Here is a 25,972-nt window from a genome sequence, read left to right on the forward strand (position 1 = left end):
GTCGTCAATGTAGTCCCCATGCACCTGCCTCCTCCGCCGCCGCGCCCGCGCGGCGAGCAGCACGTCTCCGTCCTCGGCCGCGAGGTGCTCGCCGCGCTCTCGCCGGTCAGCGAGGGCGTCTACGTCGACGCTACCCTCGGCGCCGGCGGCCACACCGCGACGATCCTCGAGACGCCGGGCGCCCGGGTCATCGGGATCGATCGCGACGAGCGCGCCCTCGCCATCGCGCGCGCCCGGCTCGCCCGCGCGGGGGATCGGGTGACCTACGTTCACGGCGAGTTCTCCGAGATCGAGCGGCACCTCGCGGCCCTCGGCGTCCCGCAGGTGGACGGCCTCCTGGCCGACATCGGCGTGAGCTCCATGCAGCTCGACGACCCGGGCCGCGGCATGAGCTTCCGCGCGGAGGGGCCGCTCGACATGCGGATGGACCCGAGCCGCGGCGAGACGGCGCTCGAGCTCATCGAGCGGCTCAGCGACGAGGAGCTCGCGGACCTCATCTACCGCTACGGCGAGGAGCGCCGCAGCCGGAGGGTCGCGCGCTGCATCAAGCAGGCGGCCGACAGCGGCGAGCTCGTGACGACGCTCGACCTGCGGCGCGCCGTGGTGCGCGCCGTCGGGCCGGCGCGCATCGGCGGGGTCGATCCGGCGACGCGCACGTTCCAGGCGCTGCGCATCGCGGTGAACGGTGAGCTCGATCAGCTCGAGGCGCTGCTCGAGGCGGCGCCCAGGATCATCGCGCCGGGCGGCGTGCTCGCCGTGATCTCGTTCCACTCGCTCGAGGACCGCATCGTCAAGCGCGCGCTGCGCGAGCCCGAGGTCTGGGAGCCGCTGACGAAGAAGCCGGTGACCGCGGGCGACGACGAGGTCGAAGGCAACCCGAGGGCCCGCAGCGCGAAGCTCCGCGCCGCGCGGCGCGTGGGCGGGGCGGAGGCGCTCGCGTGACGCAGCAGCGTCCGTTCCTCATCCTGTGGACGCTCGCGGTGGCCGCGACGGTGGCGGCCTTCGTCGTGCACCTCGCGCTGCGAGGGCGCACGGTCGACCTGGGCTACAAGCTCGGGCGGGCGCGCGCCGAGCAGGCGCGGCTGCGCGAGGTCAAGCGGGTGCTCTCGCTCGAGGCGGCCAGCTACGAGACGCCGCAGCGCGTGGAGATGGTCGCCCGCTCGCTGCTCGGCATGACGCCGCCCCCGCCCGAGCGCGTGATCCCGGTGCGGGGCTACTCGGCGCCGCCCGGCGAGCGCGAGCCCGATGGCGAGGAGCCCGGCCGCGCGCCGCCGAGCGGAGGGCAGCCGTGAAGAACCTCGATCCCCGGCGCGCGCGGTGGATCCGCATCCGCATGGGGCTGCTCTGCGGCCTCATGGCGCTCGGCCTGGGCGGCGTCGTGTCCGGCGCCTACCGCATCGAGGTCGAGGACGGGGACGCGTGGTACGACCTCGCCGAGCGGCAGCGCCAGCGGCGGCTCCACATCACGCCGAAGCGCGGCACCATCTACGACCGGAACGGCGCGCCGCTCGCGGAGAGCGTGGAGGTGCCCAGCGTCTCCGTGGACGCGGTCGAGATGCTCCGCGGCATCGAGGAGAAGTACGTCCCGATGCGGATCCAGCAGTACGCGGAGCGCATCGCGCAGGCGCTCTCGCTGCCGCTCGAGGACGTCGTGGAGAAGCTCGGCCGGCGGCGCCGCTTCGCCTGGCTCAAGCGCCGCATCTCCGAGCAAGAGGTCGAGAACGTCCGCGCGCTCGGGGACAGGACGCAGCGCTACCCGGTGCGCGGGCTCGTGATCGAGGGCGAGGGGCGCCGCTTCTACCCGAACCGCGAGCTCGCCGGCCCGCTGCTCGGCTTCGTCGCCACCGACGGCGAGGGCAAGGAGGGGATCGAGCTCAGCCTGGAGCACGAGCTCCGCGGCAACGCGTCCGAGGTGCGCGGGCTCCGCGATCGCTCGGGCCGGCTCATCTTCTCGGAGGGGATCGAGGACGAGCAGGCGCTCGCCGGGCACAACGTCCACCTGACGATCGACAAGGGCATCCAGTTCACCGCCGAGCGCGAGCTCGAGGCGGCGATGAAGACCTACGAGGCGCTCGGCGGCTCGATCGTGGTCGTCGAGCCGGAGAGCGGCGAGATCCTCGCCATGGCGAGCGCCCCGGGCTTCAACCCGAACGACTACTCGCAGAGCGATCCGGGGTCGCGGCGCAACCGCTGCGTCGTCGATCGCTTCGAGCCCGGCTCCACGATGAAGGTGTTCGCCATCGCGAGCGCGATCGCGGCGAAGAGCGTCTCCCCCAGCGCGACCATCTACTGCGAGGAGGGGAACATGGCGATCGACAACGTCGTGATCCACGACACGCACATCCACAAGTGGCTGACGGTGCCGCAGATCCTCGCCCAGTCGTCCAACATCGGCACGGCGAAGATCGCGCTCGGGCTCGGCGAGCAGCGGCTCTACGAGGGCTTCCGGCGGTTCGGCTTCGGGGACCTGACCGGCGTGCCGCTGCCGGGCGAGTCCGTGGGCGTGCTGCGGCCGCGCGGCCGCCCGTGGGTCCAGGTCGAGACGGCGGCGGCCTCGTTCGGGCAGGGGATCAGCGTGACCACGCTCCAGCTGGCGATGGCCACGGCGGCGATCGCCAACCACGGGCGGCTGCTCGAGCCGATCCTGATCAAGCGGGTCACCGACGGCACGGGCGTCACGCTGTCGGAGCCGTCGCCGCGCGTGCGCCGCGACGCGGTGCCGGCGCCGATCGCGCGGATGATGTCGGAGATGCTCGTCGCGGTGACGGAGGGGGACGGGACCGGCGTCGAGGCCGCGATCCCGGGGTTCCGCGTCGCGGGGAAGACGGCCACCGCGCAGAAGATCGATCCCGCGACGGGCAAGTACACCGACACCCACTACGTGGCGTCGTTCGTCGGGTTCGTCCCGGCCGAGCGGCCGCGGATCGCCATCGCGGTGGTGCTCGATGAGCCGATGGGCGGCACGTACGCCGGCGGCTCGGTCGCGGCGCCCGTCTTCCGTCGGGTCGGTGAGATGGCGCTGCGCTACCTGGGCGTTACCCCGCGCGGGAGCGTGCCGATGAAGCTGTCGGAGATCCGCGAGCAGTCCGGGGAGGACCTCGCGGCGAGCACGTATCAGGTGCTGAGCGAGGCGCGCGCCGCGGCCGCGCCGATCTCGGCGGGGGTGGTCACGCCGTCCGCGCCGCTCAAGGCGGGGGAGCTGCGCGTCCCCGATCTGACGGGGCTGCCGCAGCGCGAGGCCGTGAAGAGCGCCGCCGCGCTCGGGCTCGATCCGAGCGTCGAGGGCACGGGGCGGCTCGCGCGCCAGGAGCCTCCGCCCGGGACCGTGCTGCCCAAGGGATCGCCCCTGAAGCTCATCTTCGAGCCCCCCACATGACGGAGCACGATCACAAGGAAGCCAGCCTGGCCGAGGTCGAGCTCGCGCTCCGCCTCGGCGACGTGCTGCTCGAGATCCCGGGCGCCGCGCTCTCTCCGGCGGGCGCCGAGGACATGGTCGTCACGGGCGTGCACCTCGACTCGCGCAAGGTGGGGCAGGGGGACATCTTCGTCGCGCGCGCGGGCGCGCGCGCTCACGGCGAGCGCTTCATCCCCGAGGCCGTGGCGCGCGGCGCGCGGGCGGTGATCGTCGCCCGCGGGAGCGCGGCCGACACGCTCGGCGCCGCGCGCGTCGAGGTCCCCGACGTGCCGCTCGCGCTCGCCCAGGCCGCCGCCGTGGTCTACGGACACCCGACCTTCACGCTCGAGGTCGTCGGCATCACCGGTACGAACGGCAAGACGACGACGGCCCACCTCGTCCAGGCCTGCGTCGATCGGTGCGGCGGCCAGGCCGGGATCGTCGGGACGCTCGGCTACCGCTTCGGCGATCTCGATGTCCACGCCTCGCACACGAGCCCCGAGGCGGACGAGCTCGCCCGCGTCGCCGCCGCGATGGTCGCCCGCGGCGCGACGCACCTCGTGATGGAGGTGTCGTCGATCGCGCTCGCGGCGAAGCGCGTCGACGCGGTCCGGTTCCGGGTCGCCGTCTTCACGAACCTCACGCAGGACCACCTCGACTACCACGGCACGATGGAGGCGTACGCGGCGGCGAAGGCGCGCCTGTTCGTGGATCTCGGCCCCGGCGCCGCGGTCATCAACGTCGACGATCCCTTCGGGCGGCAGCTCGTCGAGACGCTCGCCCCCGGCGGGCTCTCGCGCCCGACCGCGGCGACGCTCGCGCGCTACTCGGCGGAGGTGGGCGCGGGCCCGGACGCCGCGGAGATCGCACCCGTCGAGCTCGCGCACAGCGCGAGCGGCACGTTCATCCGCGCCCGCACGCCCGCCGGCGAGGTCACCATCCGCTCCCACCTGCTCGGCGCGCACAACGCGTCGAACCTGCTCGCCGCCCTCGCCGTGGCCTACCTGCTCGGGTTCGACGTCGGTGACGCCGCCGCGGCGCTCTCGTCTCCGATCCAGGTCGCGGGCCGCCTGGAGCGCTGCGATACCCCCGGCGCCGACGACGTGATCGCGCTCGTCGACTACGCGCACACGCCGGACGCGCTCGCCCGCGTGCTCGCGAGCGTTCGCGCCCTCGGCGGCGGGCGTATCCTCTGCGTCTTCGGGTGCGGCGGCGACCGCGATCCGCTGAAGCGGCCGCAGATGGGCGAGGCGGTCGGCCGCGCCGCCGACGTGGCCATCGTCACCAACGACAACCCGCGGAGCGAGGACCCGCGCGCGATCGCCGACGCCATCCTGCCAGGGCTCGCCGCCGGGCGCGCGCGCGTCGTCGTCGAGCTCGATCGGGCGCGCGCGATCGAGCGCGCGGTGCTCGACGCCGAGCCGGGGGACGTGGTCCTCATCGCCGGCAAGGGCCACGAGCCGTACCAGATCATCGGCGGCGTCACGCTGCCGTTCGACGATCGCGACGAGGCGCGGCGCGCGCTCGCCGCGCGCCGCGCGCGCGCCCTCGGCGAGCGGCCGTCGCACGGAGGTGCGGGGTGATCTACGAGCTCTTCTACCCGCTCAAGTTCCACTACGGCTGGCTGAGCTGGCTCAACGTCCTTCGCTACATCCCGTTCCGCACGATCATGGCGACGATCACCGCCATGGTGCTGACGTTCGTGCTCGCGCCGTGGTTCATCCGCGAGCTCCGGCGCAAGCAGATCGGGCAGGTGGTCCGCGCCGAGGGGCCGGAGACGCACAAGATCAAGGCGGGCACGCCGACGATGGGCGGCGCGCTCATCCTGCTCTCCCTGCTGCTCCCCACCGTGCTGTGGGCCGACCTCAGGAACCCCTTCGTCCTCGCGACGACGGCCGTCACCGCGGGCTACGGCGTCATCGGCTACCTGGACGACTTCCTCAAGATCAAGCGGCGGAACAGCGGCGGCCTGCCCGGGCGCTACAAGCTCATCGGCCAGGTGCTGATCGGCGGCGCGGCCGTGGCCTACACGTTCCTGCTCGCGTCCAAGCTCCCGCCGGACTGGGCGGAGATCAGGACGCGGCTCGCGATCCCGTTCGTCGCGTTCTCGAAGTACCCGATCGAGCTGCCGCTCTACGTCTACATCCCGTTCGCCGTCTTCGTCGTGGTCGCCACGTCGAACGCCGTGAACCTCACCGACGGCCTCGACGGCCTCGCGATCGGCCCGGTGATCATCAACGCGGGGACCTACCTCATCCTCGCGTACATCGTCGGCGCCTCCATCGCGAGCTTCTCGCTCGCGACCTACCTCGACATCCCGGCGATCGCGTCGGCCGGCGAGCTGTCGGTGTACTGCGGCTCGGTCATCGGCGCGGGGATCGGGTTCCTCTGGTACAACACGTACCCCGCCCAGGTCTTCATGGGGGACGTCGGGTCGCTCGCCCTCGGAGGCGGGCTCGGGATGCTCGCCGTCTTCACCAAGAACGAGCTCCTGTCGATCATCCTCGGGGGGATCTTCTTCATCGAGACGGTCAGCGTCATCACGCAGGTCCTCTCGTTCAAGCTCACCGGCAAGCGCGTCTTCTTGATGGCGCCGATCCACCACCACTACGAGAAGAAGGGGTGGGCGGAGCCCAAGATCATCGTCCGCTTCTGGATCATCTCCATCCTCCTGGCGCTGGTGTCCCTGGCGTCGATGAAGCTGCGGTGAGGGCATGATGGACGTCCGCGGGCGAACAGCGATCGTCGTGGGTCTCGGCCGGAGCGGCGTCGCGGCCGCGCGCCTCCTGAACGCGCGCGGCGCGCGCGTGATCGCGAACGACGGCGCGCCGCGCGAGCGGCTCTCCGCCGCGGCCGCGGCCCTCGAGGGCGAGGGCGTCGTCCTCGCGCCGGGAGGGCACGATCCGGCGCTGTTCGACGGCGCCGACCTCGTGGTCGTCTCGCCGGGCGTGCCGTCGTTCCCCGCGCTCGACGCCGTCGCTCGCTCCGGGCGCGAGGTCATCGGCGAGCTCGAGCTCGCGTCGCGCTTCGTGTCGGCGCCCGTCGTGCTCGTCGGCGGGACCAACGGCAAGAGCACGACGACGGCGCTCACGGGCGCGATGCTCGATCGAGCCGGCCTCCGCACGTTCGTCGGCGGCAACTTCGGGACCCCCCTCGCCGAGGTCGTCGACCAGGCGTGGGACGTCCTCGTCCTCGAGATCTCGAGCTTCCAGGCGGAGCGCGTGCCGACGCTGCACGCGCGCGCCCACGCGCTGCTGAACATCACGGACGATCACCTCGACCGCTACGCGAGCTTCGCGGCGTACGCCGACGCGAAGGGCAACCCGTTCGAGCGCATGACGCCCGACGACGTCGCGGTCGTCCCCTTCGGCGACGAGCTCGTCGCCCGCCAGGCGGCGCGCGGGCGCGCCCGCGTCGTGACGTTCAGCGCGCGCGACGCCCGCGCGGACGTGAGCGCCGCGGGGGGCGCGATCGTCGATCGCGTCGCCGGCGCGCGCTACCCGCTGGATCGCGTGCGGCTCGCGGGCGCGCACAACCTCGCGAACGCCTGCGCCTCCGCCGCGCTCGCCGCCGCGCTCGGCGCCCCCGCGGCGGCGATCGGCGACGCGCTCTCGAGCTTCGAGGGGCTCGCGCACCGGACCGCGCTCGTCGCGGACGTCGACGGGGTCCGCTATTACGACGACTCGAAGGGGACCAACGTCGGCGCCTCCGTCGCCGCGCTCTCCGGCCTGATCGAGGCGAAGGCCGTCCTGATCGCGGGCGGGCGCGACAAGCTCGGCGACTACGCCCCGCTCGTGTCCGCGCTGCGCGAGCGGGGGCGCGGCCTCGTCGTCCTCGGCGAGGCCGCGGACCGCATCGCCGCAGCGGCCGCCGGCGTCCTGCCGATCGCGCGGGCGGGCTCGATGCCGGAGGCGGTCCTCGCCGCGCGCTCCCTCGCCCGGCCGGGCGACGCGGTGCTGCTCAGCCCCGCGTGCTCCAGCTTCGATATGTTCCGCGACTACAAGGACCGCGGCGACGCCTTCGTCCGCGCGGTCCGTGAGCTCCAGGGAGCTTCCGGCGGGACCGCCGGGGAGGTGGCGTCGTGACGTCGTGGAGCAGCGCGTTCGGCGCGCGCGCCGACGCACCCAAGAACCGGCACGTCGGTCCCCCCGACCAAGAGAAGGCGGCGCCGGGCGGGATCGCGGCGGCCGCCGAGGCCTTCTGGAAGGTGCGATCGAGCCCGTCGGGCCCGGTCGACGCGCTCCTCGCGGCGGTCGTCACGGCGCTCATCGGCTTCGGCGTGGTGATGGTCTACAGCGCCAGCGCCGTCGAGGCGACGGTCCGCTACAAGGACGCGCAGTTCTTCCTCAAGCGTCAGGCCGTCTACGCGGTCCTCTCGATCGCCACGATGTGGATCACGAGCCGCATCGATCACCGCCGGCTCAAGGTCCTCACGTACCCGGTGCTCATCACCGTCACCGGGATGCTCGTCGCCTGCGTGGCGGGGCTCGGCCACAAGGCCGGCAACGCCTACCGCTGGATCTCGCTCGGCCCTGTCCACGTGCAGCCGGCCGAGGTGGCGAAGCTCGGGATCGTGCTCTGGCTCGCCTACTCGCTGTCGAAGAAGGCCGAGCGCATCAAGTCGTTCTCGGTCGGCTTCCTCCCGCACCTCCTCGTCGTCGGGCTCTTGATGCTCCTCTGCCTCAAGCAGCCCGACTTCGGCAGCGCGGTCGTGCTGCTCTTCCTGACCTTCACGCTGCTGTTCGTGGCGGGCGCGCGCGTCCCGTACATCGCCGCGTTCTCCATGCTGCTGGCGTTCGCCGGCGCCGCGCTCGTTCGCTTCAGCGGGTACCGCTACGCGCGCTACCTCGCGTGGATCGACATGGACAACAACCGCGCTGACCTCGCCTACCAGCCGTTCCAGTCGGTCATGAGCTTCGGCTCGGGCGGGCTCTTCGGCCTCGGCCTCGGGCGAGGGCTGCAGGTGCTCTACCTGCCGGAGGCGCACACCGATTTCGTGTCCGCGATCGTCGGCGAAGAGCTCGGCTTCATCGGCATCGTCGGCCTGTGCGCGGCCTACCTCGTCATCGTCTCGCGGGGCGTGAAGATCGCCCTCGAGGCGGCGGACGACTACGGCAGCTTCATGGCGTTCGGCATCGCGACGCTCTTCGGGGTGCAGGCGATGACGAACCTCGCCGTCGCGATGGCGATCCTCCCCACGAAGGGCCTCACCCTGCCGTTCCTCAGCTATGGCGGCTCCTCGTTGCTCGTGAACGCCGCGGGCGCGGGCATCCTGCTCAGCATCAGCCGATCGCGGACCGTCGTGGCCCCCGAGAAGCGCGGCGAGGCGGGCGCCTCGCCCGTCCCGCACGCGCCGAGCGCGTCGGCCGTGGTCGCCGCGTCGGCCGAGGAGGGCGGCGCATGGTGACCGTGCTCATCGCCGGAGGCGGCACCGGCGGCCATGTCTTCCCGATGATCGCCGTGGGCGACGCCGTCCGCGCCGCGGCGCGCGACGAAGAAGCGCGCGTCGTCTACGTCGGCACCGCGCGCGGCATCGAGGTGCGCGTGATGGGCGAGCGCGGCGACGACCTCGAGCTGCTCCACGTCCTGCCGCTCCGCGGGGGCGGCCTCTCCGGCTTCGTGCGCGGCGCCGCCCGCGCGGGCAGCGTCCTCCCGGAGGCGAGGCGGCTCGTCGAGCGGCTCGACGCCCGCGTGGCGCTCTCGCTCGGCGGGTACGCCGGCGGACCGGTCTCGCTCGCGGCCCGCTCGCTCGGCGTTCCGGTCGCGATCCTGGAGCCGAACAGCGTCCTCGGACTGTCGAACCGGCTGCTCGCGCCCATCGTCGATCGCGCGTACGTCGCCTTCCCGGAGACGGCGCGCGCGCTGCGCCCGAGCACCGTGCGCCTCTTCGGCGTCCCCCTCCGGCGCGCCTTCGCCCGCGCCCCGTACGCGCCGCGCGAAGGCGCGCTCCGCCTGCTGGTCCTCGGCGGCAGCCAGGGCGCGCTGGCGCTGAACGACGTCGTCCCGCGCGCGATCGCGCGAGGCCGCGAGCGCAGCGTCGACCTCGAGGTGGTGCACCAGACGGGCAGGGATCGCGAGGCCGCGGTCCGTTCGCTCTACGCCGAGCTCGGCCTGGCGGGGCGCGCGCGCGTCGTCCCGTTCATCGACGACGTGGCGGAGGCGCTCGCCGCGGCCGACGTCGTGATCGCCCGCGCGGGCGCGTCGACGCTCGCCGAGCTCTGCGCCGTCGGGCGCCCTTCCATCCTGATTCCGTACCCGTTCGCGGCCGACAACCACCAGCTGAGGAACGCGCAATCCCTCGAGCGGGCCTCCGCCGCGGTCGCGATCGCCCAGGGCGACGCCACCGAGACGCGCCTCGCCGACGAGATCGCCCGGCTCGCGGCCGCGCCGGCGCTCCGCGCCCGCATGGCGGACGCGGCGGCGGCCTTCGCCACGCGGGACGCCGCGGCGCGCGTCGCCGCCGATCTGCTCGAGCTCGCGCGGGCTCCGCGCCACCGCGCGCTGCGCTTCCCCACCCTCGGAGGGCGGGCGGCGCGCGCTGGCGAGGCGCAGCGCGGCGCCGTGACGAACCAGGCCGCGCCGCTCGGCGCTGGCCTCGGCTGGGAGGAGGCAGGCTGATGTTCCGCGGTCGCGTTCGCCACGTCCATTTCGTCGGCATCGGGGGCGTCGGGATGAGCGGCCTCGCCGAGATCCTGCGCTCGCTCGAGTTCGAGGTCTCCGGCTCGGATCTCAAGGAGAGCTCGACGACGCGGCGGCTCACGTCGCTCGGCGTCCGGATCGACATCGGCCACCGCGCCGAAAACGTCCGCGGCGTCGATGTCGTCGTCTACTCGAGCGCCATCCGCCCCGAGAACCCCGAGCTCACCGAGGCGCGCGCGCTCGGCACCCCGGTGATCGGGCGCGCGGAGATGCTCGCCGAGCTGATGCGCGTGAAGTACGGCGTCGCGATCGCGGGCTCGCACGGCAAGACCACCACGACCTCCCTGGTCGCCACGGTCCTGCGCGCCGCCGGCCTCGATCCCACCGTCGTCGTCGGCGGCAAGATGGCGGCGCTCGGCACGAACGCGCGGCTCGGCGCCGGTGACCTGCTCGTCGCCGAGGCCGACGAGAGCGACGGATCGTTCCTGCGGCTCACCCCGACGATCGCGGTGGTCACCAACATCGACCCCGAGCACCTCGATCACTACGGCACGCACGAGCGCATCAAGGACGCCTTCGTCGAGTTCGCCGCGCGCGTCCCGTTCTACGGGCTCGCCGTGCTCTGCCTCGACCACCCGCACGTCCAGGATCTGCTCCCGCGCATCCCGCGCCGCCACGTCACGTACGGCGTCTCGCCGCAGTCGGACTACTCGGCGCGCGGCATCCAGTTCCGCGGCCTCGAGACGAGCTTCAACGCGTACCGCCGGGGGGAGCCGCTCGGCGGCTTCACGGTGAAGATGCCGGGCGCGCACAACGTCCTCAACTGCCTCGCCACCATCGCGGTCGCGGACGAGCTCGAGGTGCCGCTCGACGTCACCAAGCAGGCGCTGGCCACGTTCGGCGGCGTCGCTCGCCGCTTCACCGTCGTCGGGTCGGTCGGCGGCGTCACGATGATCGACGACTACGGCCACCACCCGGCCGAGATCCGCGCCACCATCGACGCGGCCCGCCGGGCGTTCCCCGGCGAGGATCACCGCGTCGTCGTGGCCTTCCAGCCGCACCGGCACACCCGCACGCGCGATCTCTTCGACGAGTTCACGCGCGCCTTCAACCAGGCCGACGTCCTGCTCGTCACGGACATCTACGCCGCGGGCGAGCCGCCGATCCCCGGCGTCACCGCGGAGCGCCTCGTCCAGTCGATCCGGGAGCACGGCCACCACGACGCGCGCTACATCGCCGACAAGGCCGAGCTCCCGGAGGCCCTCGAGAAGATCGCCCGGCCCGGCGACGTGGTCATCGCGCTCGGCGCGGGCGACGTGAACGCGTGCGTGCGGGGGCTCAAGGCGCGGCTCGAGGCGAAGTCGCCGCCGCAGGAGGGCACCTCATGACCGAGCGTCCCAGCGCGCCCCCGCCGAACCGCCGCCGCTCGCTGCCGTCGGTGCCCGCGGCGCCGCCGGTCCGGGCGGCCTCGCGCGGCTCGAAGCCCGAGCCCGTGGCGGCGGTGCCGCCGAAGAACGAGCGCGTGCGCGCGTCGACCCCGCCGTCGCACGAGTCGCCGGCCCCGCCCGCGACGAGCGTCTCCGTGCGCCCGCCGCGCGCGATCGATCGCGGAGAGCGCTCGGCCGAGGGCGCGCCCCCGGCGGCGCGCCCCCGGCGGCCGATCGCGCGCCCCCTCCGCGCCCTGCAGCTGCTCGCGGGCGCCGCCGTCGTGCTCGTCGCCTCGACCGCCGTCGCCTGGGGCGCGCGCCGCTACATCGTGTCGAGCCCTCGCTTCGCCGTGCGCACGGTGCTCGTCGACGGCGTCCAGCGCCGGACCGCTGAGCAGGTGGCCAGCTCCGGCGGCATCGAGGTGGGCAAGAACATCTTCACGCTCGATCTCGAGCTCGCCGGCGCCTCGATCACCACCGACCCCTGGATCGAGAAGGCGACGGTCACGCGCAGGCTCCCCTCGACGATCCACGTCGACGTCGTCGAGCGGGAGGCGCAGGCCCTGGTCGCCATCGGCGGCGATCTCTACCTCGCGACGCGCGACGGCGAGCTCTTCAAGGAGCTCGCCGGCGACGACCCCGTCGACCTCCCGATCGTCACGGGGATCACCGGCGAACAGGTGGCGCGGGATCGCCCCGGCGTCGTCATCGCGGTCCGGCGCCTGCTCGACGTGGTCGAGGACCTGGAGCGCGCCGGCGTCGCGCGCCGCTATCCGACCCAGGAGCTCCACGTCGAGCGGGACGGGTCGATCGTCGTCACCATCGGAAAGGAGGCGATCTCGCTCCACCTCGGGCAGCCGCCCTACCGGGACAAGGTCGCCCAGGCGTCGCGGGTGCTCACCGAGCTCGCCCAGCGAAAGGCGAACGCGTCGGTGATCTTCCTCGACAACGACGCGCACCCCGAGCGCGTCGTGGTGAGGATGAGATGAGCGCCGTCGGGCCCGCTCTACGCGCCGGCGATCGCCGAGCAAAACTTGGCCGGTGCTGCTGGCTCATGGCAGCGTCGTGCCCGCCTTACACGCGCATGGGGCTCGTCCCCGCATGAGGTGGTGCACGCAATGAAGAGCCGGATGGAGACTACTGAGATCGTCGTCGGACTCGACATCGGGACGACCAAGGTCTCGGCGGTCGTTGGCGAGATCGACGCTGATGGGATCACCATCCTCGGGGTGGGCAACGTCCCGTGCCGCGGCCTGCGGAAGGGCGTGGTGAGCAACATCGACTGGACGGTGCGCTCGATCGCCGAGGCGATCGAGGCCGCCCAGACGATGGCGGGCGTCGAGATCCGCACCGTGTATGCCGGCGTCGCGGGCAGCCACATCCGCTGCCAGCAGTCCGACGGCGTCGCCGCGGTCTCCGGCGGCGAGGTCACGCGGCTGGACGTCGAGCGCGTTCTCGAGGGCGCGCGGGCCATCCCTGTCGACGCCGATCGTCAGATCCTGCACGTCCTGCCGCGCGAGTTCACGGTCGACAACCAGGACGGCATCCGCGACCCGGTCGGGATGAGCGGCGTCCGGCTCGGCGTGAAGGTGAACCTGATCACCGCCGCGACCTCGTGCGTGCAGAACGTCGTCCGCTGCGCGGAGCGCTGCGGCCTCACCGTGGCCGACGTGGTGCTGGAGCCGCTCGCCAGCGCCGAGGCGGTGCTCTCCGAGGACGAGAAGGAGATCGGCGTCGCCATCATCGACATCGGCGGCGGTACGACCGATCTGCTCCTCTACGTGGACGGCGGGATCGCGCACGCGAGCGTGATCCCGGCGGGCGGCAACAACGTGACGGCCGACATCGCCGCCGGGCTGCGCACGCCGATGGGCGAGGCCGAGCGCCTGAAGCGCAACGCCGGCTGCGCCCTGGGCCGAATGGTGGGCGACGAGGAGGAGATCGAGGTCCCCGGCGTCGGCGGGCACCTGCCGCGCAAGGCGGCGCGCCGCGTCCTGTCGGACATCATCGAGCCGCGCGTCGAGGAGATCTTCGCTGTCATCCGCAAGCGGATCGAGGACACCGGGATGCTCGAGCAGCTCTCGGCCGGCGCGGTGGTCACCGGCGGCGGCGTCCTCATGGAAGGGATGACGGAGTTCGCCGAGGAGATCCTCGGGATGCCCGTGCGCCTCGGCGTGCCGGTCGGCGTGCGAGGCATCACGCAGCTCGTGGCCGGCCCGCAGTACGCGACGGGCGTGGGCCTCGTTCAGTACGGCGCCAACGCACTCGCGCAGGCGCGCGCGCTCACGCCGGTGACGCTCGACGCCGGCCACGCCGGACGCGCGGAGATCCGTCGCGAGAAGCTCCGCGAGCGCGAGTCGCGTCGAGATGTCGTCGAAGAAATGGCGATTGAAAAGAGGTCGAGCGGGAGGTTCTGGAACTGGCTTCGAGCAGCATTCTAGGCATGACGTAGCAAGAGAAAGTTGTTAGAGAATTGGGTTTGAGAGGGTCCGATAGCGCACTGGCGATCCCTCTTGAGCGCGAAGTCAAGAGGGTTTGAAGCGCGGTGTTCGAAGGGGAAGAGGCGCCCCTCCGAATGCCGTCCGGAGCGAGGACGTCCTCGCGCACTGAGGGTTCCGCGCCGCTCGACCTCCGTAGGGGTCGGCGCCGGGCCGAGCGGCTAGCTGTACTTCCCCGGGAGGAGTTCATGAGTTTCTCCATCGAGTTTGCCGACGAGCACACCGGGTACGACGCCCGGATCAAGGTCATCGGTTGTGGCGGTTCTGGCGGCAATGCAGTCAACACGATGATCAACTTCGGCCTCGAGGGCGTGGAGTTCATCGTCGTCAACACCGACGCCCAGGCGCTCGGATCGAGCCTCGCCCCGACCAAGCTCCACATCGGGGCGAGCGTCACGCGCGGTCTCGGCGCGGGCGCCGATCCCGAGAAGGGCCGCAAGGCGGCGCTCGAGGACGTGACGCGGGTGAAGGAGTGCCTCCAGGGCGCGGACATGGTGTTCGTCACCGCGGGGATGGGCGGCGGCACGGGCACGGGCGCCGCGCCGGTCATCGCGCAGCTCGCGCGCGAGGAGGGCTGCCTCACCGTCGGCGTCGTGACGAAGCCGTTCTTCTTCGAGGGCAAGCAGCGCTCGCGCCGCGCCGAGCTCGGCCTCGCGATGCTCGCGGAGCACGTCGACACGCTCATCACGATCCCGAACCAGAAGCTCCTCTCGCTGGGCGACGAGGACCTCTCGTTCGTCGAGGCGTTCCGCAAGGCGGACGAGGTGCTTTATCAGGCGATCAAGGGCATCAGCGATCTCATCACGCAGAACGGGATCGTGAACGTCGACTTCGCGGACGTGAAGACGGTGATGTCGAACATGGGCCGCGCGCTCATGGGCACCGGCTGCGCGAAGGGGCAGGGCCGCGCTCGCCTCGCCGCCGAGATGGCCGTCAGCTCGCCGCTGCTCGACGACATCTCGGTCGAGGGCGCGACCGGCGTGCTCATCAACATCGTCGGCGGCCCCGACATGCGGATGCGCGAGATCGAGGAGGCCGCGACGCTCGTGCAGGAGCAGGCGCACGAGGACGCGAACATCATCTTCGGCGCGACCATCGACGAGAACATGGGCGAGATGATCAAGGTCACGGTCATCGCGACCGGCTTCGACCACCTCGTCGCCGAGGTCCCGCAGCAGCTCGCGAGCGCCGCGCAGCCGCGCGCCACCGCGCACTCGATCGGAGCGTCGCTGGCCGCGGCGGCCGGGCCGATGTCGGGCCGCTCCGCCCCGAGCGCTCCTCCGATGCCCATGACGCAGCGCCAGCCGCACCGGCACGAGGAGGTCGCGTATCCGACCACCCGCCGGCCCGCGCCGCAGGTCCAGGCGGCAGGCGGCAGCCCGCGCGACCGCGCGAGCTTCGTCCCTCCGCTCGACTCCGACTGGGACACGCCCGCGTTCCAGCGCCGGGGCCAGTAGCAGCACCGCAGCCCACGCGGAAGAACTCCCGGTGCGCAGCCACCGCGAGCGTTCACGCTGTATTACGCGTTGACAGGCGCGCACGACGACTTATGGTCAGCCGGCGCCTGTGCCCGCTGTCGGGCAGGATCGACGCGGCGGTCCACGATTCATGAGTGAAAAGCGCGACTTCTACGAAGTTCTTGGCCTCGCGCGAGACGCGACGCCTGACGACATTCGCAAGGCCTATCGTCAGGCTGCGTTGAAGAACCACCCCGACCGGAACCCCGGCGATGCGTCGGCGGAGGCCCGCTTCAAAGAGGCCACCGAGGCGTACCAGGTCCTCTCCGACGAGGAGAAGCGCAGTCGGTACGACCAGTTCGGGCACGCCGGCCTCGAGGGGATCGGCGGCGCGGCCGACGGCGACATCTTCTCCCACTTCCAGGACATCTTCTCGGAGTTCTTCGGCGGCTTCGGCGGCGGGCAGCGCCGGCGGCGCGGGCCCGCGCGCGGCCAGGACATCCGGGTTCAGCAGCGGCTCTCGCTGCGGGACGCCTTGCTCGGCTGCAAGCGGGAGGTCGTCCTGCGGACGCCGGTGGCGTGCGACGACTGCTCCGGCTCGGGGGCGAAGCCAGGGACGAAACGCAAGCCGTGCGGTACGTGCGGCGGCGCCGGGCAGGTCTCGACCTCGCGCGGGTTCGTGATGTTCACCCAGACCTGCCCTGAATGCTCGGGCGAGGGGTCGGTCGTCAAGACGCCCTGCGCCACCTGCAAGGGGTTCGGGGCGGTCGAGAAGACGCGGAAGGTCGTCGTCAATTTCCCGGCCGGCATCGACGGCGGCCAGCGGCTCAGGGTGCCGGGCCAGGGCATGCCGGGCGCCCAGGGCGCGCCGCCCGGCGATCTGTACGTCGACGTCGATCTCGCCGCGGACGAGCGCTTCGAGCGCGACGGGCTCGACCTCATCACGCGGGCGCCCATCTCCTTCGCCGACGCGGCGCTCGGCAGCACGATCAAGATCGACCTGCCGGACGACACGGTCGTCGACGTCGAGGTCCCGGCGGGCGTGCAGCCCGGCGAGGTGATCTCGGTCAAGGGCAAGGGCGCGCCGCGGATCGACGGTCGCGGCCGCGGCTCGCTCCAGGTGGTCATCCAGGTCGAGGTGCCGCGGAACCTGTCGCCCGCAGCGCAGGAGCTGCTCCGCAGCTTCCAGGACGAGGTAGCCAAGCACCAGCCGGCGGCGAAGGCGGCGACCGCGTAACGGCGCCGACGCCCGGCGAGCTGGCAGGATTTCTCGCGCCAGGCGCGAGGGGGCGCCGCGCTCAGCGCGTCGTGCCGATCCAGGCGCCCGCGCACGCGAGGCTGAAGGCGATGGGGGCGAGCGCGGCCGCGAACACGACGGCGACCGGGGCCGCGAGGCCGAGCAGCACCAGAGAGCCCAGGATGGCGAGCGCCGCCGAGGCGGCCGGCTCGAGGACGCTGCCCGTCGACGAGGCCCGGGCGACGAGATAACCGGCCAGGGGGAAGGCGGCGATCGCCGCTGCGACGAGCAAGAGGAGCGGCGCCGCCGCGGCGGTCGAGGCGTCACCCCGGTCCACCGCCGCGAAGTCGACGCCGAAGCGATGGCCGAGCGCGATCGCGATCGCGAGCGCGGTCGTCATCACCCCGACCGTGACGAGCGCGCCGAAGGCGATCCACGTGAGCGTCACCGGTCGCTCGGTGCGCCTGAGCGCCTCGCGCAACGTTCCGAGCGACGGCGGGGCGATGCGGGGGAGGAAGCGGCGCTCCCTGCGCTGCGAGCTGTGCGGCGACGCGCCTCGGCGGAGCAGGTCGCGGGCGGCGAGGAAGGTCACGAGGCCGGTGCCGAGGAGCACCGGCGCCGCGATGACGAGCGCGACCGGGCGGCACGCAAAGACGATGTAGTCGTAGGCGCCGTTGAGCACCATCGCGCCGAGCCACGCGGCGTTGAAGCGACGGCCGCCCAGCGGCCGCGTGCGCTCGCGGCCCAGCGCGTAGCCCCAGAGCGAGGCGAAGAAGAGGTGCGCCGGCACGGCGAGGAGGGCCCGCGCGATGTCGAGCGGCTCCAGCGGCCGGCCCCACAGGTAAACGGCGTTGTGGGCCGACACGAACCCGAGCGCCGCGGCGGCCGCGTACACGAGCCCGTCGAACGGCTCCTCCACGGCGCGCAGCCGCGCGATCGGCGCGACGGCCGCCACCTTGAGGCCCTGCTCCAGCGGCGCCGTGACCACGAAGATGTAGACGAGCGTGACGGCGTCGAGCGCGCTGGCGGACTTGTCGACGCCTTGCCAGCGCTGGAGGAACGTCTCGATGAGCAGCGCCGGCACGAACGCGAGCGCGCCGAGCAGCGCCGTCCCCACCGCGAACCGGCGCCTGCCATAGAGGCGCTGCGACCAGACGAGGAGCGCGGCCAGCCCTCCGAGCGGCGCTGCGACGGTGGCGAGCCAGAGGAGCGCTGCGGCGGCGTTCATGGGCGCGAGGGGCGGGGCGGCGGAGCTGGCTTCGCTGCGGCTAGAAGTGGAGCCCGGCGACCGCGGTCAGGGCGAGCGCCGAGCCCACGCTGGAGCCCTCGGCCGCGAGCAGATCGGCCTTGGCTTGCTGGGGCGCGGCGGCTCCGCCCTTGATCCCCTCGATCGCGGCTGCGGAGAGCCCCGGCCTGGTCAGCGCCAGGAGCTCCCAGCTCGCGTTCGCGCCGATCGAGAAGACCGGCGACAGGTAGAGGTCGAGCCCACCGGAGACCCTCCCGTAAAAGCCGCGGATCGCGATGGCGTCGGCCGCGCCGCTCACCGCGCTCTTGACGCTGCCGAGGCCGGCGTAGCCGAAGCCCAGATCGACGTGCGGGTCGAGCTTCCCGAGCGGCAGGTGCATGCCGACCTCGCCGCCCAGGGTGAAGAGCTGCCAGTCGCTGAAGAACCCGACCCGTCCACGGGCGCCCAGCGTGAAGTACAGGAGCCGGACGCCGGCCCCCGCGCCGATGACGCCCCCGTTGGCCGCGCTCGAAACGAACCCGGCCGTGAAGTCGTCCTCGTCGATGTTGAACGTCTGGAGGCCGACGTTCTCGTAGCCTCCCTCGACGTTCAGCCAGACGATCTCGAGGCCGCGCCCCGAGTCCCGCTCCTTGGCCTCGTCGAGGCGCTGCTCCGTGCCGTCGGGGGCGGCGGGCTCCGGCTCGGGCGTGGTCATCGGAGGGGGCGGCGCCAGGCCTCCGGCCTGCATCGATGGATCGTACGGGTTCGGCTGTGCCGCCGCGGCGCCGGCGCCGACGCTCGGCGAGGTCCCCGGGAACGGCTGCCCCTGCTGTGCCAGGGCCGCGGACGTCATGGAGGCCGACGTGAGAACGGTGAGCAAGCAAAGCGCGCGACGAGCGATCATTCGTCCTCTTCCTGGCTGTTCCCGTCGAGCCCGTCGGTTCGTCCCATCGATTCCAGGGTCTCGGCGTCCCCTGTGGATGAAACGGGCGGGCCAGGCACCCGGTAGCCGCCGTCGAGCCAGCGGCCGAGGTCCACCAGCTTGCACTGGGGCGAGCAGAACGGAAAGGCCGGGTTCTCGGGCCGGGGCCCCGCCGGTTTGCGGCAAATCGGGCACCTCGCGCCTGCCAAAGCTCCCATGCGGCGTAACGTAGCAGCGTCCATTGCGGGCATGTAGCTCGCGCTCGGTGAGCCGTGGGCCCGCGCTCTCCGGCATGTGCCCCGCGCTCGGCGGGCGTGCGGCCAGCGCTCGGTGCGTGTGTCGCCCGCGCTCAGCGCGCTGGACCGAGGTCGCTGGAGCGACGCCCGCTCAGCGCGCCGGGACCGCGAGGTAGCGGGGCGCTCCGTGGCGCCGTACCCGCAACAGGAGATCCTGGTGTGCCGCCGCGCCCAGGCGCGCGGTCAGGTCGGCGCCGCCCCGCACCGGCGCGCCGTTCAGATCGAGCACCACGTCGCCCACCTCGAGGCGGCCAGCCGCGGGGCTCCGGGGCGCGATCGACTCGATGCGCGCTCCTTCCAGGGCGTCGCTCGCCAGCACGCCGAACGGCGGCTGCTCGGCGCCCCTCGGCGCGCGATCCTCCGGCGCGCGCCAGCTCGACGACGGCTGGTGCTGGGCCGACGGATCGAGCTTCATCGTCGCGCGCCGGTCCGCGCCGTCGCGCTTGTAGACGAGCTCCACCTCGTCTCCCGGCTTGGCTCGCCGGAGCATGCGCGCGAGCTCGCGCGCGTGCTCGACGCGGCGCCCCTCGACCGACGTGATCACGTCGCCCGGCCTGAAGCCCAGCCGCGATCCGGGGCCCTCCGGCTCGACCTCCGTGATCAGCGCGCCCATCCGCCCTGGCAGCCGGAGCACCCGCGCGAGCTGCGGGGTCACCTCCTGGAAGCTGATCCCGATGCGCCCTCGGTCCACGCGGCCCGTCTCCCGCAGCTCGGGCAGGATCTCGAGCACCTCGTCGATCGGCAGGGCGAAGCTGATGCCGCGGCCATCGGCGTGGATCGCCGTCGCGATGCCGATCACCTGCCCCGTCGCGTCGAAGAGCGGCCCGCCGCTGTTTCCCGGGTTGATGGCGGCGTCGGTCTGGAGGAAGCCGTCGAGGTTCCCCGTGCCCATGGGCCTCGACGTCGCGCTGATGATGCCCCGGGTCACCGTCGGTCCGAGCCCGAACGGGCTCCCGATCACGATGACGCCGTCGCCAGGCCGGACCGGCGCGCTCGATCCGAGGGAGGCGACCCGCAGCGCCCCTGCTCCGAGCAGCTTCAACAGCGCCACGTCGAGCGTCGGATCCCGCCCGACCACGGTCGCCTCGAAGGCGCGCTCGTCCGAGAGCTGCACCTCGATGCCGAACGCGTCGCCGATCACGTGATCGCTCGTCAGCACGAGCCCTTCTTCGGCGATCACGAACCCGGATCCGATCGCCCGCTCCACCCGCTGCACACGGCCCTCGAACGGGAGCGCCGGGCCCGCGCGCCCGTCTGGAAACGACGGCGTGCGCAGGGTGGTGATGGTCACCACCACCGGCCGCACCTGCTCGATCAGCGCGGGCAGGGCCATCGCGCCGCGGGCCGCTGGCGGCTCGGGCGGCGATTCCGCGCGCAGGACCGAGCACGGCGCGCTCGCCGGGCCGCGGGGCGGTGGAGGGGGCGAGAGCGCGGCTGCCCGGTCGTCGCAGGCAGCGAGCGGTGCGGTCCCGAGGAACCCGACACACGCCCATGCGGCAGCGCGGAGCCGTCCCACGGGCCGGACGTAGAGCCTCGAGGCGCGACCGCAAGCGCGCGAGGACCGGCCGCTGGAAAGCGCTGCTCCGCGCCGCGGCCGAGCTGCTCCGTGGGCCGGACGAGGCGCGTACGCGCGGCTCGCTGGCCGCTCAGCCAGGAGGCGCGCCTCGCGCGGCCTCCGTGCGCACCACCTGGACGACGACCTCCACCAGGCGACCGCCGGGCTGGACGAACGACGCCTTGCCGCGCCCCCCTTCGAAGCGCCACGCCAGATCGGCGGGAGCGCCTGTCTCTCCCGCGCCTTCGCCGACGCGGACGACGGCGCTCACCTCCAGCGTCTGCTTCCCTGCCGTCACGGCGCCCCGCGCCACCGCGAACGTCCCGCCGCCGAGCAGCGCGATCGTCCGCTTCGCCAGGTTGCTCAGGTGTCGCGCGGGCTCTTCCCCTCCGGGCTCCGGACGCCACGTCGCGATGTGCCCGGCGTCGTCGATGTCGATCACGAAGCGCGCCTTCCCCGCGCTTCCGGGCGGGAGCGTCGCCCAGATCGGATCCGCCTGGCACGCGGGCGGGATGGCCCTCGTGAAGGCGCGCCCGAGGTTGCGCACAGCGCTGACGCCGGCCGCCCCGAAGTCGCCCTCGCCGTCCTCTCCGGCGCCAGCGCTCGTCCGCGCCGCGGCAGAGCGCGCCGGTGCGCCGGCTTCCCCGGTCGCCGCGGGATCCCGGCGTCGCTCTGCGGGTCGCGGCGTCGCCCTGGGCCGGGGCGTCGCCTTCGGCCGAGGCGCTGCCGGGCCGCGCGGCGCGGCCGCGCGGACGAGCGGCGGCGCCGGCTCGCCGCCGGCCTCTGCAGGGCGCTCTGCCGGCGCCGTGGGCCGGCTGGCATCGGCCGGAGCGCGCGCCGCTGGCATGCTCGTCGGCTCGCCGCGCTCGCCGGCCTCGTCGCGCCCGCTGCGAGCGTCGCTCGGGCGCGCCGCGCCGCCGCTGCCCGGCAGCGCGGCCGTGAGCCCGGTCCAGAGATCGATCGGCTCGCGCTCCGCCGCTGGCTCGGCGGGATCGCTGGCGGGCACCTCCGGCCCGAGCCGCGCCGAGCTCCACGCGCCCAGATGGACGAGCGCCGATACGAGGAGCGCCGGCAGCATCGCTCGTTGATCGCGCATCGGCTCGCACCCCGCCCTTCGGCCCAGTCGGACGCGCAGCGGCCCCGGCGCCTCGCCGAAGCTCGTTGCTCTTGGCCCGAGGTTCTGCCAGACAGCATCGCGGCTGCAACGTTCCCGAGCGCGCCTTGAAGCTCCTCGCCCTCTCGACCTCGACCCCGCGCGGCAGCGCCGCCCTCTTCGAAGCAGCGGACGTGGACCTGCACGCCGGGGCGGCGGCGTCGCGCGGCAGCGCGCTCTCCACCGCCGGCCCCGCCGCGGCGCCGGCGGCCGGCGCGCGGCTGCTCGCGGCGACGACCTACGCCGACCTGCACGGGCACGCGGAGCGCATCTTCGGCGCTGTCGACGAGGTGCTCGCCGCGGCAGGCCTACCGGCCGCGGCGGTCCAGGCGCTCGGCTGCGACGTGGGGCCCGGCTCGTTCACCGGGGTCCGGGTGGCGGTCGCGGCGGCCAAGGGCGTCGCGCTGGCGCTGGACGTCCCGGTCGCCGGCGTCACCTCGCTCGAGGCGATGGCCGCCGCCGCCTTCGCCGCTGGCGCGGCGAGCCCCGGCGATCTCCTGGTCCCGCTGATCGACGCCAAGAAGGGGGAGGTCTTCCTGGCCGCCTTCGATGCGCCCGCGGCGGCGCCTTCGATCCCGCCGCGCCACCTGCCGCGCGACGCGGCGTTCGACGTCGTGGCCGAGCTCGCCGCGGGGCGCCGCATCGTCGTCGTCGGCGCCGTCGCCGAGGAGATCGAGGCGCTCCGGCCGCTCGCCGCGCGGGGCGACGCCCTGGATTTTCCCGACGCGACGTGGATCGGGCGCCTCGCGATCGGCCGGCTCTGGGCGGCCGTCGCGGGCGGCGAGCGCGCGTCAGCGGCGGCTCTGCACGATCCGGCGCTCCTCGAGCCGCTCTATGTGCGCGCGCCGGACGCGAAGCCGGCCGAGCTGGGATACACTCCGCCCCGATGATCAGCTCGCCTGAAGGGGACGGCGTCGCACCCGACGCGGAGCGCGAGGCCTCGAGCCCCAGCGACGCGGAGCGCGCTCCGCCGCCCGCCGCGGCAGCGGACTCTGCTCGCTCTCCCTCCGTCCCCGCCGCGCCGCGCGACGAGCCCGCGGCCCTGTCCGCCCCTGTCGAGTCGGCCGAGCCGGGGCCCGATCCCGAGCGGCTCCGCGCCCGGTTCGGCCGCCCGTTCGAGGCCGGCGACGTCATCTTCCGCGAGGGCGAGCCCGGGACCGAGGCGTACCTCCTCGAGGAAGGGCGCGTCCGGCTCATCAAGAAGGTCCGCGGCGCCGAGCGCAGCCTGATGGTCCTGAAGCCCGGCGATCTGTTCGGCGAATCCGCGCTCCTCGGCGGCGCCGCGCGCTCGTCGACGGCGATCGCGCTCTCCCGCGGGGTCGCGCTAGCGCTCGATCAGGGCACGCTGCAGAACCTCGTCGAGCGCAACCCGGCCGTCGCGATGCGCATCATCAAGCAGCTCGTCGGTCGGCTCCGCGACGCGGAGGACCAGATCGAGATCATGATGCTCACCGACACGCAATCGAAGGTCGTGAACGCGCTCCTCAAGCTCGCGCAGCAGTCGCGCGCCACCGGCGGCGCCGCCTCGAACGGCGCCTCGTTCGCGATCTCGCCGATGGAGCTGTCCACCCGCGTCGGCCTCGACGTCGACACGGTGAAGCGCGCCGTCCAGCAGCTCCGGGAGGGCCAGTACCTGCGCGTCGCTGACGAGCGCCTCGAGATCCCCGATATCGAAGCGCTGCGGAGGTTGTTCGGCCTTCTGGGTCTCAAGGACGAGATCCGCGGCGAACAGTGACGAGCAAGAACCGCCTGCGCCACCATCCTACGCCGACCTGACAATTGCTGGAAGCCGAATCGGGATCCTGAGAACGCGCCGCGTCTTCCAGGGAGATTCGCAGGTTGACGTGACAAGCGGCCTGGTTTACTCAGGGTTCCCCGCAGGGCAGGCGAAGTCCCGTCCTGACAATGTGCCGCGCCGCGGCAGCGTTCGGCAGCGGATTCAAGATCGCACATGACCTCGCAGCGACACAGGACAGCAGCGACCCGCGCGGGGTGCATCCGCGGCGCGGCCGCTGTCGTGTCGATGGGGTCGCTGATGTCGTTTGCGTCCGTTGCGTCCGTTGCGTCAGTTGCATCCGTCGCGCTCGCGTCGTGCGGTGGCGCGCAACCCTCGGCGCAGACGAGCGACGCGCGGTCGCTCGCGGAGTATGATCTCGCGCGCGACGCGTTCCAGCGCGGCCGCCTGCGCGAGGCGCTGGCGCACGTCGAGCAGGCGCTCTCGCACGACGAGGACAACGCCGAGGCGTCCTATCTCGGCGCCTTGATCCTGCTCGGCTTCTGCGCGGGTGATGCGCACTCCAGCGACTGCCGCTTCGACAGCGCCGAGAAGATGGCGCGGCGGGCCCTCGAGGCGAACCCGGAGATGCGGGACGCGAAGAACGCGCTGGGCGTCATCCTCGTGCATCAGCGGCGCTACGACGAGGCGATCGCGGTGCTCAAGCCGCTGACTGAGGACATCCTGTACGCCTCGCCGGAGAAGTCGTGGGGCAACCTGGGCTGGGCGTACCTGCTCAAGGGCAGGAACGACGAGGCGATCGACGCGCTACGCCGCGCGGTCGCCGCGCAGCCGCTCTTCTGCGTGGGGCAGTACCGGCTCGGCCTCGCCTACGAGAAGCGAGGCGAGCTCGATCTGGCGCGCGAGGCGCTGACGAGGGCGGTCGAGACCGACCAGCCGGAGTGCACGCGGCTCCAGGACGCGTTCGACGCGCGCGCCCGCATCGCCGAGAAGAGGGGGCTCGTGGACGACGCGCGCGCCGATCTCGAGCGGTGCCGGGAGATCAACGCGACGACGGCCGTGGGGCAGCGCTGCGCTGCACAGTTACAGACGTTGCAATAGGGCCTCGGCGCGCCGCTCTCCGAGAAGTACAGAGGGGTGCGCTAGGGGGTTGAGCAACGGTTCTCAGGGTGAGTAGAGTGACGACCGAATGACGATGGGTGGAATGGGATGGAGTCGATCGGACGCTACCTGAGACGCACGCGTGAGGCCCGAGCCATGAGCGTGGAGGAAGTCGCCCGCGCCACGCGCATCCCGGTGATCTCCATCGAGCGAATCGAGGCAGATCATTTCGACGACCTGCCCGGCGAGGTGTTCGTTCGGGGGTTCTTGAAGGCGTACGCTCGCGCGGTCTCGCTCCCGATGGAGGAGGTGTTGGCCCGATACACGGCGAGCCGCCGGATCGCGCTGGTGACACCGCTGCCCATCGCGGCGCCCGCGCGCCGCACCCAGAGCAGGCGCTTCGGGGTCGCGATCGCGTTCGTGTTGCTGCTCATCCTCTTCACGCTGGCGCTCAGCATCGTGCTCAGGCCCCGCGGCCACGACATGCCGCCGGAGCTCTCGGACGGCACGCTCGCGAGGGCGAGTACCTCCCTCTCGGCCTGAGGGCCAAATTTTCGCCGGGCGCTCGCGCGCGGTTCGCGCCATAACCGCCGGTACCCGCCATGCCTCGATCGGTTCGCCCGCGGACGGAGCGCCTCCGGACCGGGGCGCTCCTGGTCCGGCGTGTCCCTTTCGGTGAAGCCGACCTCCTTGTCGGGCTCTTCACCGAGCAGGGGGGGCTCATCTCTGCCACGGCGCGTGGCGCGCGCCGCTCGGCCAAGCGCTTCCCGGCGCTCGAGCCGATGCACCTGCTCCGCGTGACCCTGGAGATCCGTCCGGGCGCGGAGCTCGCCCAGCTCACGGAAGCGGCGCTCGAGCGCCCGCGCCTGCGCCTCGCGGGGGATCTCGGGCGCCTCGAGGTGGCCGGGCGCGCGCTGCGCTGGGTGCGGGAGATCGCGCCGGCGCACACCGCCGAGCAGGCGGCGTGGAGCGAGCTGAACCAGCTGCTCGACCGCCTCGACGAGGTGTCCACGCCTCCTCCCCAGGCGCTGCTCGCGGAGACCGGCCTGCGCCTGCTCGTCGCCTTCGGCTGGGGCCTCGAGCTCACGCAGTGCGTCCGTTGCGGGCGCGCCTGCGACACGACGCGGTCGGCTTGTGCCGATCCGGCGCGCGGCGGCCTCGTCTGCCGGGCCTGTGGCGGCGGACCTGTCGTGCTGCGGCCGGAGCCGAGGGAGCGGCTGCTGGCGGCGATGCTCGGCGGCGCGCCGATCCCGGAAGAGGACGTCCCGCTCGCGCTCGACCTCGTCGAGGGCGCGCTCACAGCGCACGCTAGCGGCGGCTAGAGCGAGCGCTG

General features: G+C 73.1%; 23 protein-coding genes. 18 read left to right on the forward strand and 5 right to left on the reverse strand.

The window, feature by feature from the left end; translation table 11 throughout:
- The first annotated feature begins 18 nt into the window (after positions 1 to 18).
- From rsmH to dnaJ, 13 genes are all read left to right on the forward strand, one after another.
- The gene (gene rsmH / locus WMF22_RS09145; protein WP_437555344.1) at positions 19 to 942 is read left to right on the forward strand and encodes a 16S rRNA (cytosine(1402)-N(4))-methyltransferase RsmH; all 924 of its coding nucleotides are present in this window, start codon (positions 19 to 21) and stop codon (positions 940 to 942) included.
- Positions 939 to 1,292: a hypothetical protein gene (locus tag WMF22_RS09150; protein ID WP_437298712.1), complete on the forward strand. Its 354-nt coding sequence runs from the start codon at positions 939 to 941 to the stop codon at positions 1,290 to 1,292. The genes rsmH and WMF22_RS09150 overlap by 4 nt, the downstream gene beginning before the upstream one ends.
- Entirely contained in the window at positions 1,289 to 3,376 is a 2,088-nt protein-coding gene (locus WMF22_RS09155; RefSeq protein ID WP_437298713.1) for a penicillin-binding protein, read from the forward strand. Before WMF22_RS09150 ends, WMF22_RS09155 begins: the two co-directional genes overlap by 4 nt.
- Entirely contained in the window at positions 3,373 to 4,977 is a 1,605-nt protein-coding gene (locus WMF22_RS09160) for a UDP-N-acetylmuramoyl-L-alanyl-D-glutamate--2,6-diaminopimelate ligase (RefSeq protein WP_438035499.1), read from the forward strand. Before WMF22_RS09155 ends, WMF22_RS09160 begins: the two co-directional genes overlap by 4 nt.
- Positions 4,974 to 6,104 (forward strand): phospho-N-acetylmuramoyl-pentapeptide-transferase, encoded by a 1,131-nt coding sequence (gene mraY / locus WMF22_RS09165; RefSeq protein WP_012234296.1) that lies wholly within the window; start codon positions 4,974 to 4,976, stop codon positions 6,102 to 6,104. Before WMF22_RS09160 ends, mraY begins: the two co-directional genes overlap by 4 nt.
- Positions 6,105 to 6,108: 4 nt before the next feature.
- Complete coding sequence (murD, locus tag WMF22_RS09170) at positions 6,109 to 7,479, forward strand: UDP-N-acetylmuramoyl-L-alanine--D-glutamate ligase (RefSeq protein WP_437298715.1); 1,371 nt, start codon at positions 6,109 to 6,111, stop codon at positions 7,477 to 7,479.
- Positions 7,476 to 8,801, forward strand: coding sequence for a putative lipid II flippase FtsW (ftsW, locus tag WMF22_RS09175; RefSeq protein ID WP_438035500.1), 1,326 nt, complete (start codon positions 7,476 to 7,478; stop codon positions 8,799 to 8,801). The genes murD and ftsW overlap by 4 nt, the downstream gene beginning before the upstream one ends.
- Positions 8,795 to 10,012: an undecaprenyldiphospho-muramoylpentapeptide beta-N-acetylglucosaminyltransferase gene (murG, locus tag WMF22_RS09180; RefSeq protein ID WP_437298717.1), complete on the forward strand. Its 1,218-nt coding sequence runs from the start codon at positions 8,795 to 8,797 to the stop codon at positions 10,010 to 10,012. The genes ftsW and murG overlap by 7 nt, the downstream gene beginning before the upstream one ends.
- A complete protein-coding gene (gene murC, locus WMF22_RS09185; RefSeq protein WP_437298718.1) occupies positions 10,012 to 11,421 on the forward strand; it encodes a UDP-N-acetylmuramate--L-alanine ligase in 1,410 nt (469 codons plus the stop codon). Before murG ends, murC begins: the two co-directional genes overlap by 1 nt.
- Complete coding sequence (locus WMF22_RS09190; protein WP_437298719.1) at positions 11,418 to 12,449, forward strand: FtsQ-type POTRA domain-containing protein; 1,032 nt, start codon at positions 11,418 to 11,420, stop codon at positions 12,447 to 12,449. Before murC ends, WMF22_RS09190 begins: the two co-directional genes overlap by 4 nt.
- 129 nt (positions 12,450 to 12,578) lie before the next feature.
- A complete protein-coding gene (gene ftsA, locus WMF22_RS09195) occupies positions 12,579 to 13,901 on the forward strand; it encodes a cell division protein FtsA (protein WP_437298720.1) in 1,323 nt (440 codons plus the stop codon).
- Between the two features lie 245 nt (positions 13,902 to 14,146).
- Positions 14,147 to 15,415 carry a cell division protein FtsZ gene (ftsZ, locus tag WMF22_RS09200; RefSeq protein WP_437298721.1) on the forward strand — a complete coding sequence of 423 codons (1,269 nt, stop codon included), beginning with the start codon at positions 14,147 to 14,149 and terminating at the stop codon, positions 15,413 to 15,415.
- A 151-nt stretch (positions 15,416 to 15,566) separates the two neighbouring features.
- A complete protein-coding gene (gene dnaJ, locus WMF22_RS09205; RefSeq protein ID WP_437298722.1) occupies positions 15,567 to 16,652 on the forward strand; it encodes a molecular chaperone DnaJ in 1,086 nt (361 codons plus the stop codon).
- Positions 16,653 to 16,713: 61 nt separating this feature from the next.
- Here the strand turns inward: dnaJ and WMF22_RS09210 are convergent, their stop codons facing one another.
- The 5 genes from WMF22_RS09210 to WMF22_RS09230 all read right to left on the reverse strand — a co-directional run bounded on the left by WMF22_RS09210 (position 16,714) and on the right by WMF22_RS09230 (position 21,746).
- Complete coding sequence (locus WMF22_RS09210) at positions 16,714 to 17,880, reverse strand: PrsW family intramembrane metalloprotease (protein ID WP_437298723.1); 1,167 nt, start codon at positions 17,878 to 17,880, stop codon at positions 16,714 to 16,716.
- Between the two features lie 40 nt (positions 17,881 to 17,920).
- A complete protein-coding gene (locus tag WMF22_RS09215) occupies positions 17,921 to 18,781 on the reverse strand; it encodes a hypothetical protein (RefSeq protein WP_438035501.1) in 861 nt (286 codons plus the stop codon).
- Complete coding sequence (locus WMF22_RS09220; RefSeq protein ID WP_437298725.1) at positions 18,778 to 19,017, reverse strand: DNA gyrase inhibitor YacG; 240 nt, start codon at positions 19,015 to 19,017, stop codon at positions 18,778 to 18,780. Before WMF22_RS09220 ends, WMF22_RS09215 begins: the two co-directional genes overlap by 4 nt.
- Positions 19,018 to 19,186: 169 nt before the next feature.
- Positions 19,187 to 20,611 (reverse strand): trypsin-like peptidase domain-containing protein, encoded by a 1,425-nt coding sequence (locus WMF22_RS09225; protein WP_438035502.1) that lies wholly within the window; start codon positions 20,609 to 20,611, stop codon positions 19,187 to 19,189.
- A 130-nt stretch (positions 20,612 to 20,741) separates the two neighbouring features.
- Positions 20,742 to 21,746 carry a hypothetical protein gene (locus WMF22_RS09230; RefSeq protein ID WP_438035503.1) on the reverse strand — a complete coding sequence of 335 codons (1,005 nt, stop codon included), beginning with the start codon at positions 21,744 to 21,746 and terminating at the stop codon, positions 20,742 to 20,744.
- Positions 21,747 to 21,871: 125 nt separating this feature from the next.
- On the opposite strand from WMF22_RS09230, the gene tsaB reads away from it, so the two are divergent.
- The 5 genes from tsaB (at position 21,872) to recO (ending at position 25,961) form a co-directional block, all read left to right on the forward strand.
- A complete protein-coding gene (tsaB, locus tag WMF22_RS09235; protein ID WP_438035504.1) occupies positions 21,872 to 22,693 on the forward strand; it encodes a tRNA (adenosine(37)-N6)-threonylcarbamoyltransferase complex dimerization subunit type 1 TsaB in 822 nt (273 codons plus the stop codon).
- The gene (locus tag WMF22_RS09240) at positions 22,690 to 23,538 is read left to right on the forward strand and encodes a Crp/Fnr family transcriptional regulator (RefSeq protein ID WP_437298729.1); all 849 of its coding nucleotides are present in this window, start codon (positions 22,690 to 22,692) and stop codon (positions 23,536 to 23,538) included. Before tsaB ends, WMF22_RS09240 begins: the two co-directional genes overlap by 4 nt.
- A 216-nt stretch (positions 23,539 to 23,754) precedes the next feature.
- On the forward strand, positions 23,755 to 24,639 hold the full coding sequence (locus WMF22_RS09245) for a tetratricopeptide repeat protein (protein ID WP_438035505.1): 885 nt from the start codon (positions 23,755 to 23,757) through the stop codon (positions 24,637 to 24,639).
- Positions 24,640 to 24,747: 108 nt separating this feature from the next.
- Complete coding sequence (locus WMF22_RS09250; RefSeq protein ID WP_437298731.1) at positions 24,748 to 25,182, forward strand: helix-turn-helix domain-containing protein; 435 nt, start codon at positions 24,748 to 24,750, stop codon at positions 25,180 to 25,182.
- Between the two features lie 59 nt (positions 25,183 to 25,241).
- Positions 25,242 to 25,961, forward strand: coding sequence for a DNA repair protein RecO (recO, locus tag WMF22_RS09255; RefSeq protein WP_437298732.1), 720 nt, complete (start codon positions 25,242 to 25,244; stop codon positions 25,959 to 25,961).
- Positions 25,962 to 25,972 lie beyond the last annotated feature (11 nt).

It is taken from the genome of Sorangium sp. So ce204 (assembly GCF_051526795.1).
Lineage (GTDB): Bacteria > Myxococcota_A > Polyangia > Polyangiales > Polyangiaceae > Sorangium > Sorangium cellulosum_B.

Excerpts from the sequence above, each read along its gene's own strand:
- rsmH (WP_437555344.1), top strand. The coding sequence starts at position 19 with ATGCACCTGCCTCCTCCGCCGCCGCGCCCGCGCGGCGAGCAGCACGTC.
- WMF22_RS09160 (WP_438035499.1), top strand. The coding sequence starts at position 3,373 with ATGACGGAGCACGATCACAAGGAAGCCAGCCTGGCCGAGGTCGAGCTC.
- murD (WP_437298715.1), top strand. The coding sequence starts at position 6,109 with ATGATGGACGTCCGCGGGCGAACAGCGATCGTCGTGGGTCTCGGCCGG.
- murG (WP_437298717.1), top strand. The coding sequence starts at position 8,795 with ATGGTGACCGTGCTCATCGCCGGAGGCGGCACCGGCGGCCATGTCTTC.
- murC (WP_437298718.1), top strand. The coding sequence starts at position 10,012 with ATGTTCCGCGGTCGCGTTCGCCACGTCCATTTCGTCGGCATCGGGGGC.
- WMF22_RS09190 (WP_437298719.1), top strand. The coding sequence starts at position 11,418 with ATGACCGAGCGTCCCAGCGCGCCCCCGCCGAACCGCCGCCGCTCGCTG.
- ftsA (WP_437298720.1), top strand. The coding sequence starts at position 12,579 with ATGAAGAGCCGGATGGAGACTACTGAGATCGTCGTCGGACTCGACATC.
- ftsZ (WP_437298721.1), top strand. The coding sequence starts at position 14,147 with ATGAGTTTCTCCATCGAGTTTGCCGACGAGCACACCGGGTACGACGCC.
- dnaJ (WP_437298722.1), top strand. The coding sequence starts at position 15,567 with ATGAGTGAAAAGCGCGACTTCTACGAAGTTCTTGGCCTCGCGCGAGAC.
- WMF22_RS09210 (WP_437298723.1), bottom strand. The coding sequence starts at position 17,880 with ATGAACGCCGCCGCAGCGCTCCTCTGGCTCGCCACCGTCGCAGCGCCG.
- WMF22_RS09215 (WP_438035501.1), bottom strand. The coding sequence starts at position 18,781 with ATGATCGCTCGTCGCGCGCTTTGCTTGCTCACCGTTCTCACGTCGGCC.
- WMF22_RS09220 (WP_437298725.1), bottom strand. The coding sequence starts at position 19,017 with ATGGGAGCTTTGGCAGGCGCGAGGTGCCCGATTTGCCGCAAACCGGCG.
- WMF22_RS09230 (WP_438035503.1), bottom strand. The coding sequence starts at position 21,746 with ATGCGCGATCAACGAGCGATGCTGCCGGCGCTCCTCGTATCGGCGCTC.
- WMF22_RS09240 (WP_437298729.1), top strand. The coding sequence starts at position 22,690 with ATGATCAGCTCGCCTGAAGGGGACGGCGTCGCACCCGACGCGGAGCGC.
- WMF22_RS09245 (WP_438035505.1), top strand. The coding sequence starts at position 23,755 with ATGACCTCGCAGCGACACAGGACAGCAGCGACCCGCGCGGGGTGCATC.
- WMF22_RS09250 (WP_437298731.1), top strand. The coding sequence starts at position 24,748 with ATGGAGTCGATCGGACGCTACCTGAGACGCACGCGTGAGGCCCGAGCC.
- recO (WP_437298732.1), top strand. The coding sequence starts at position 25,242 with ATGCCTCGATCGGTTCGCCCGCGGACGGAGCGCCTCCGGACCGGGGCG.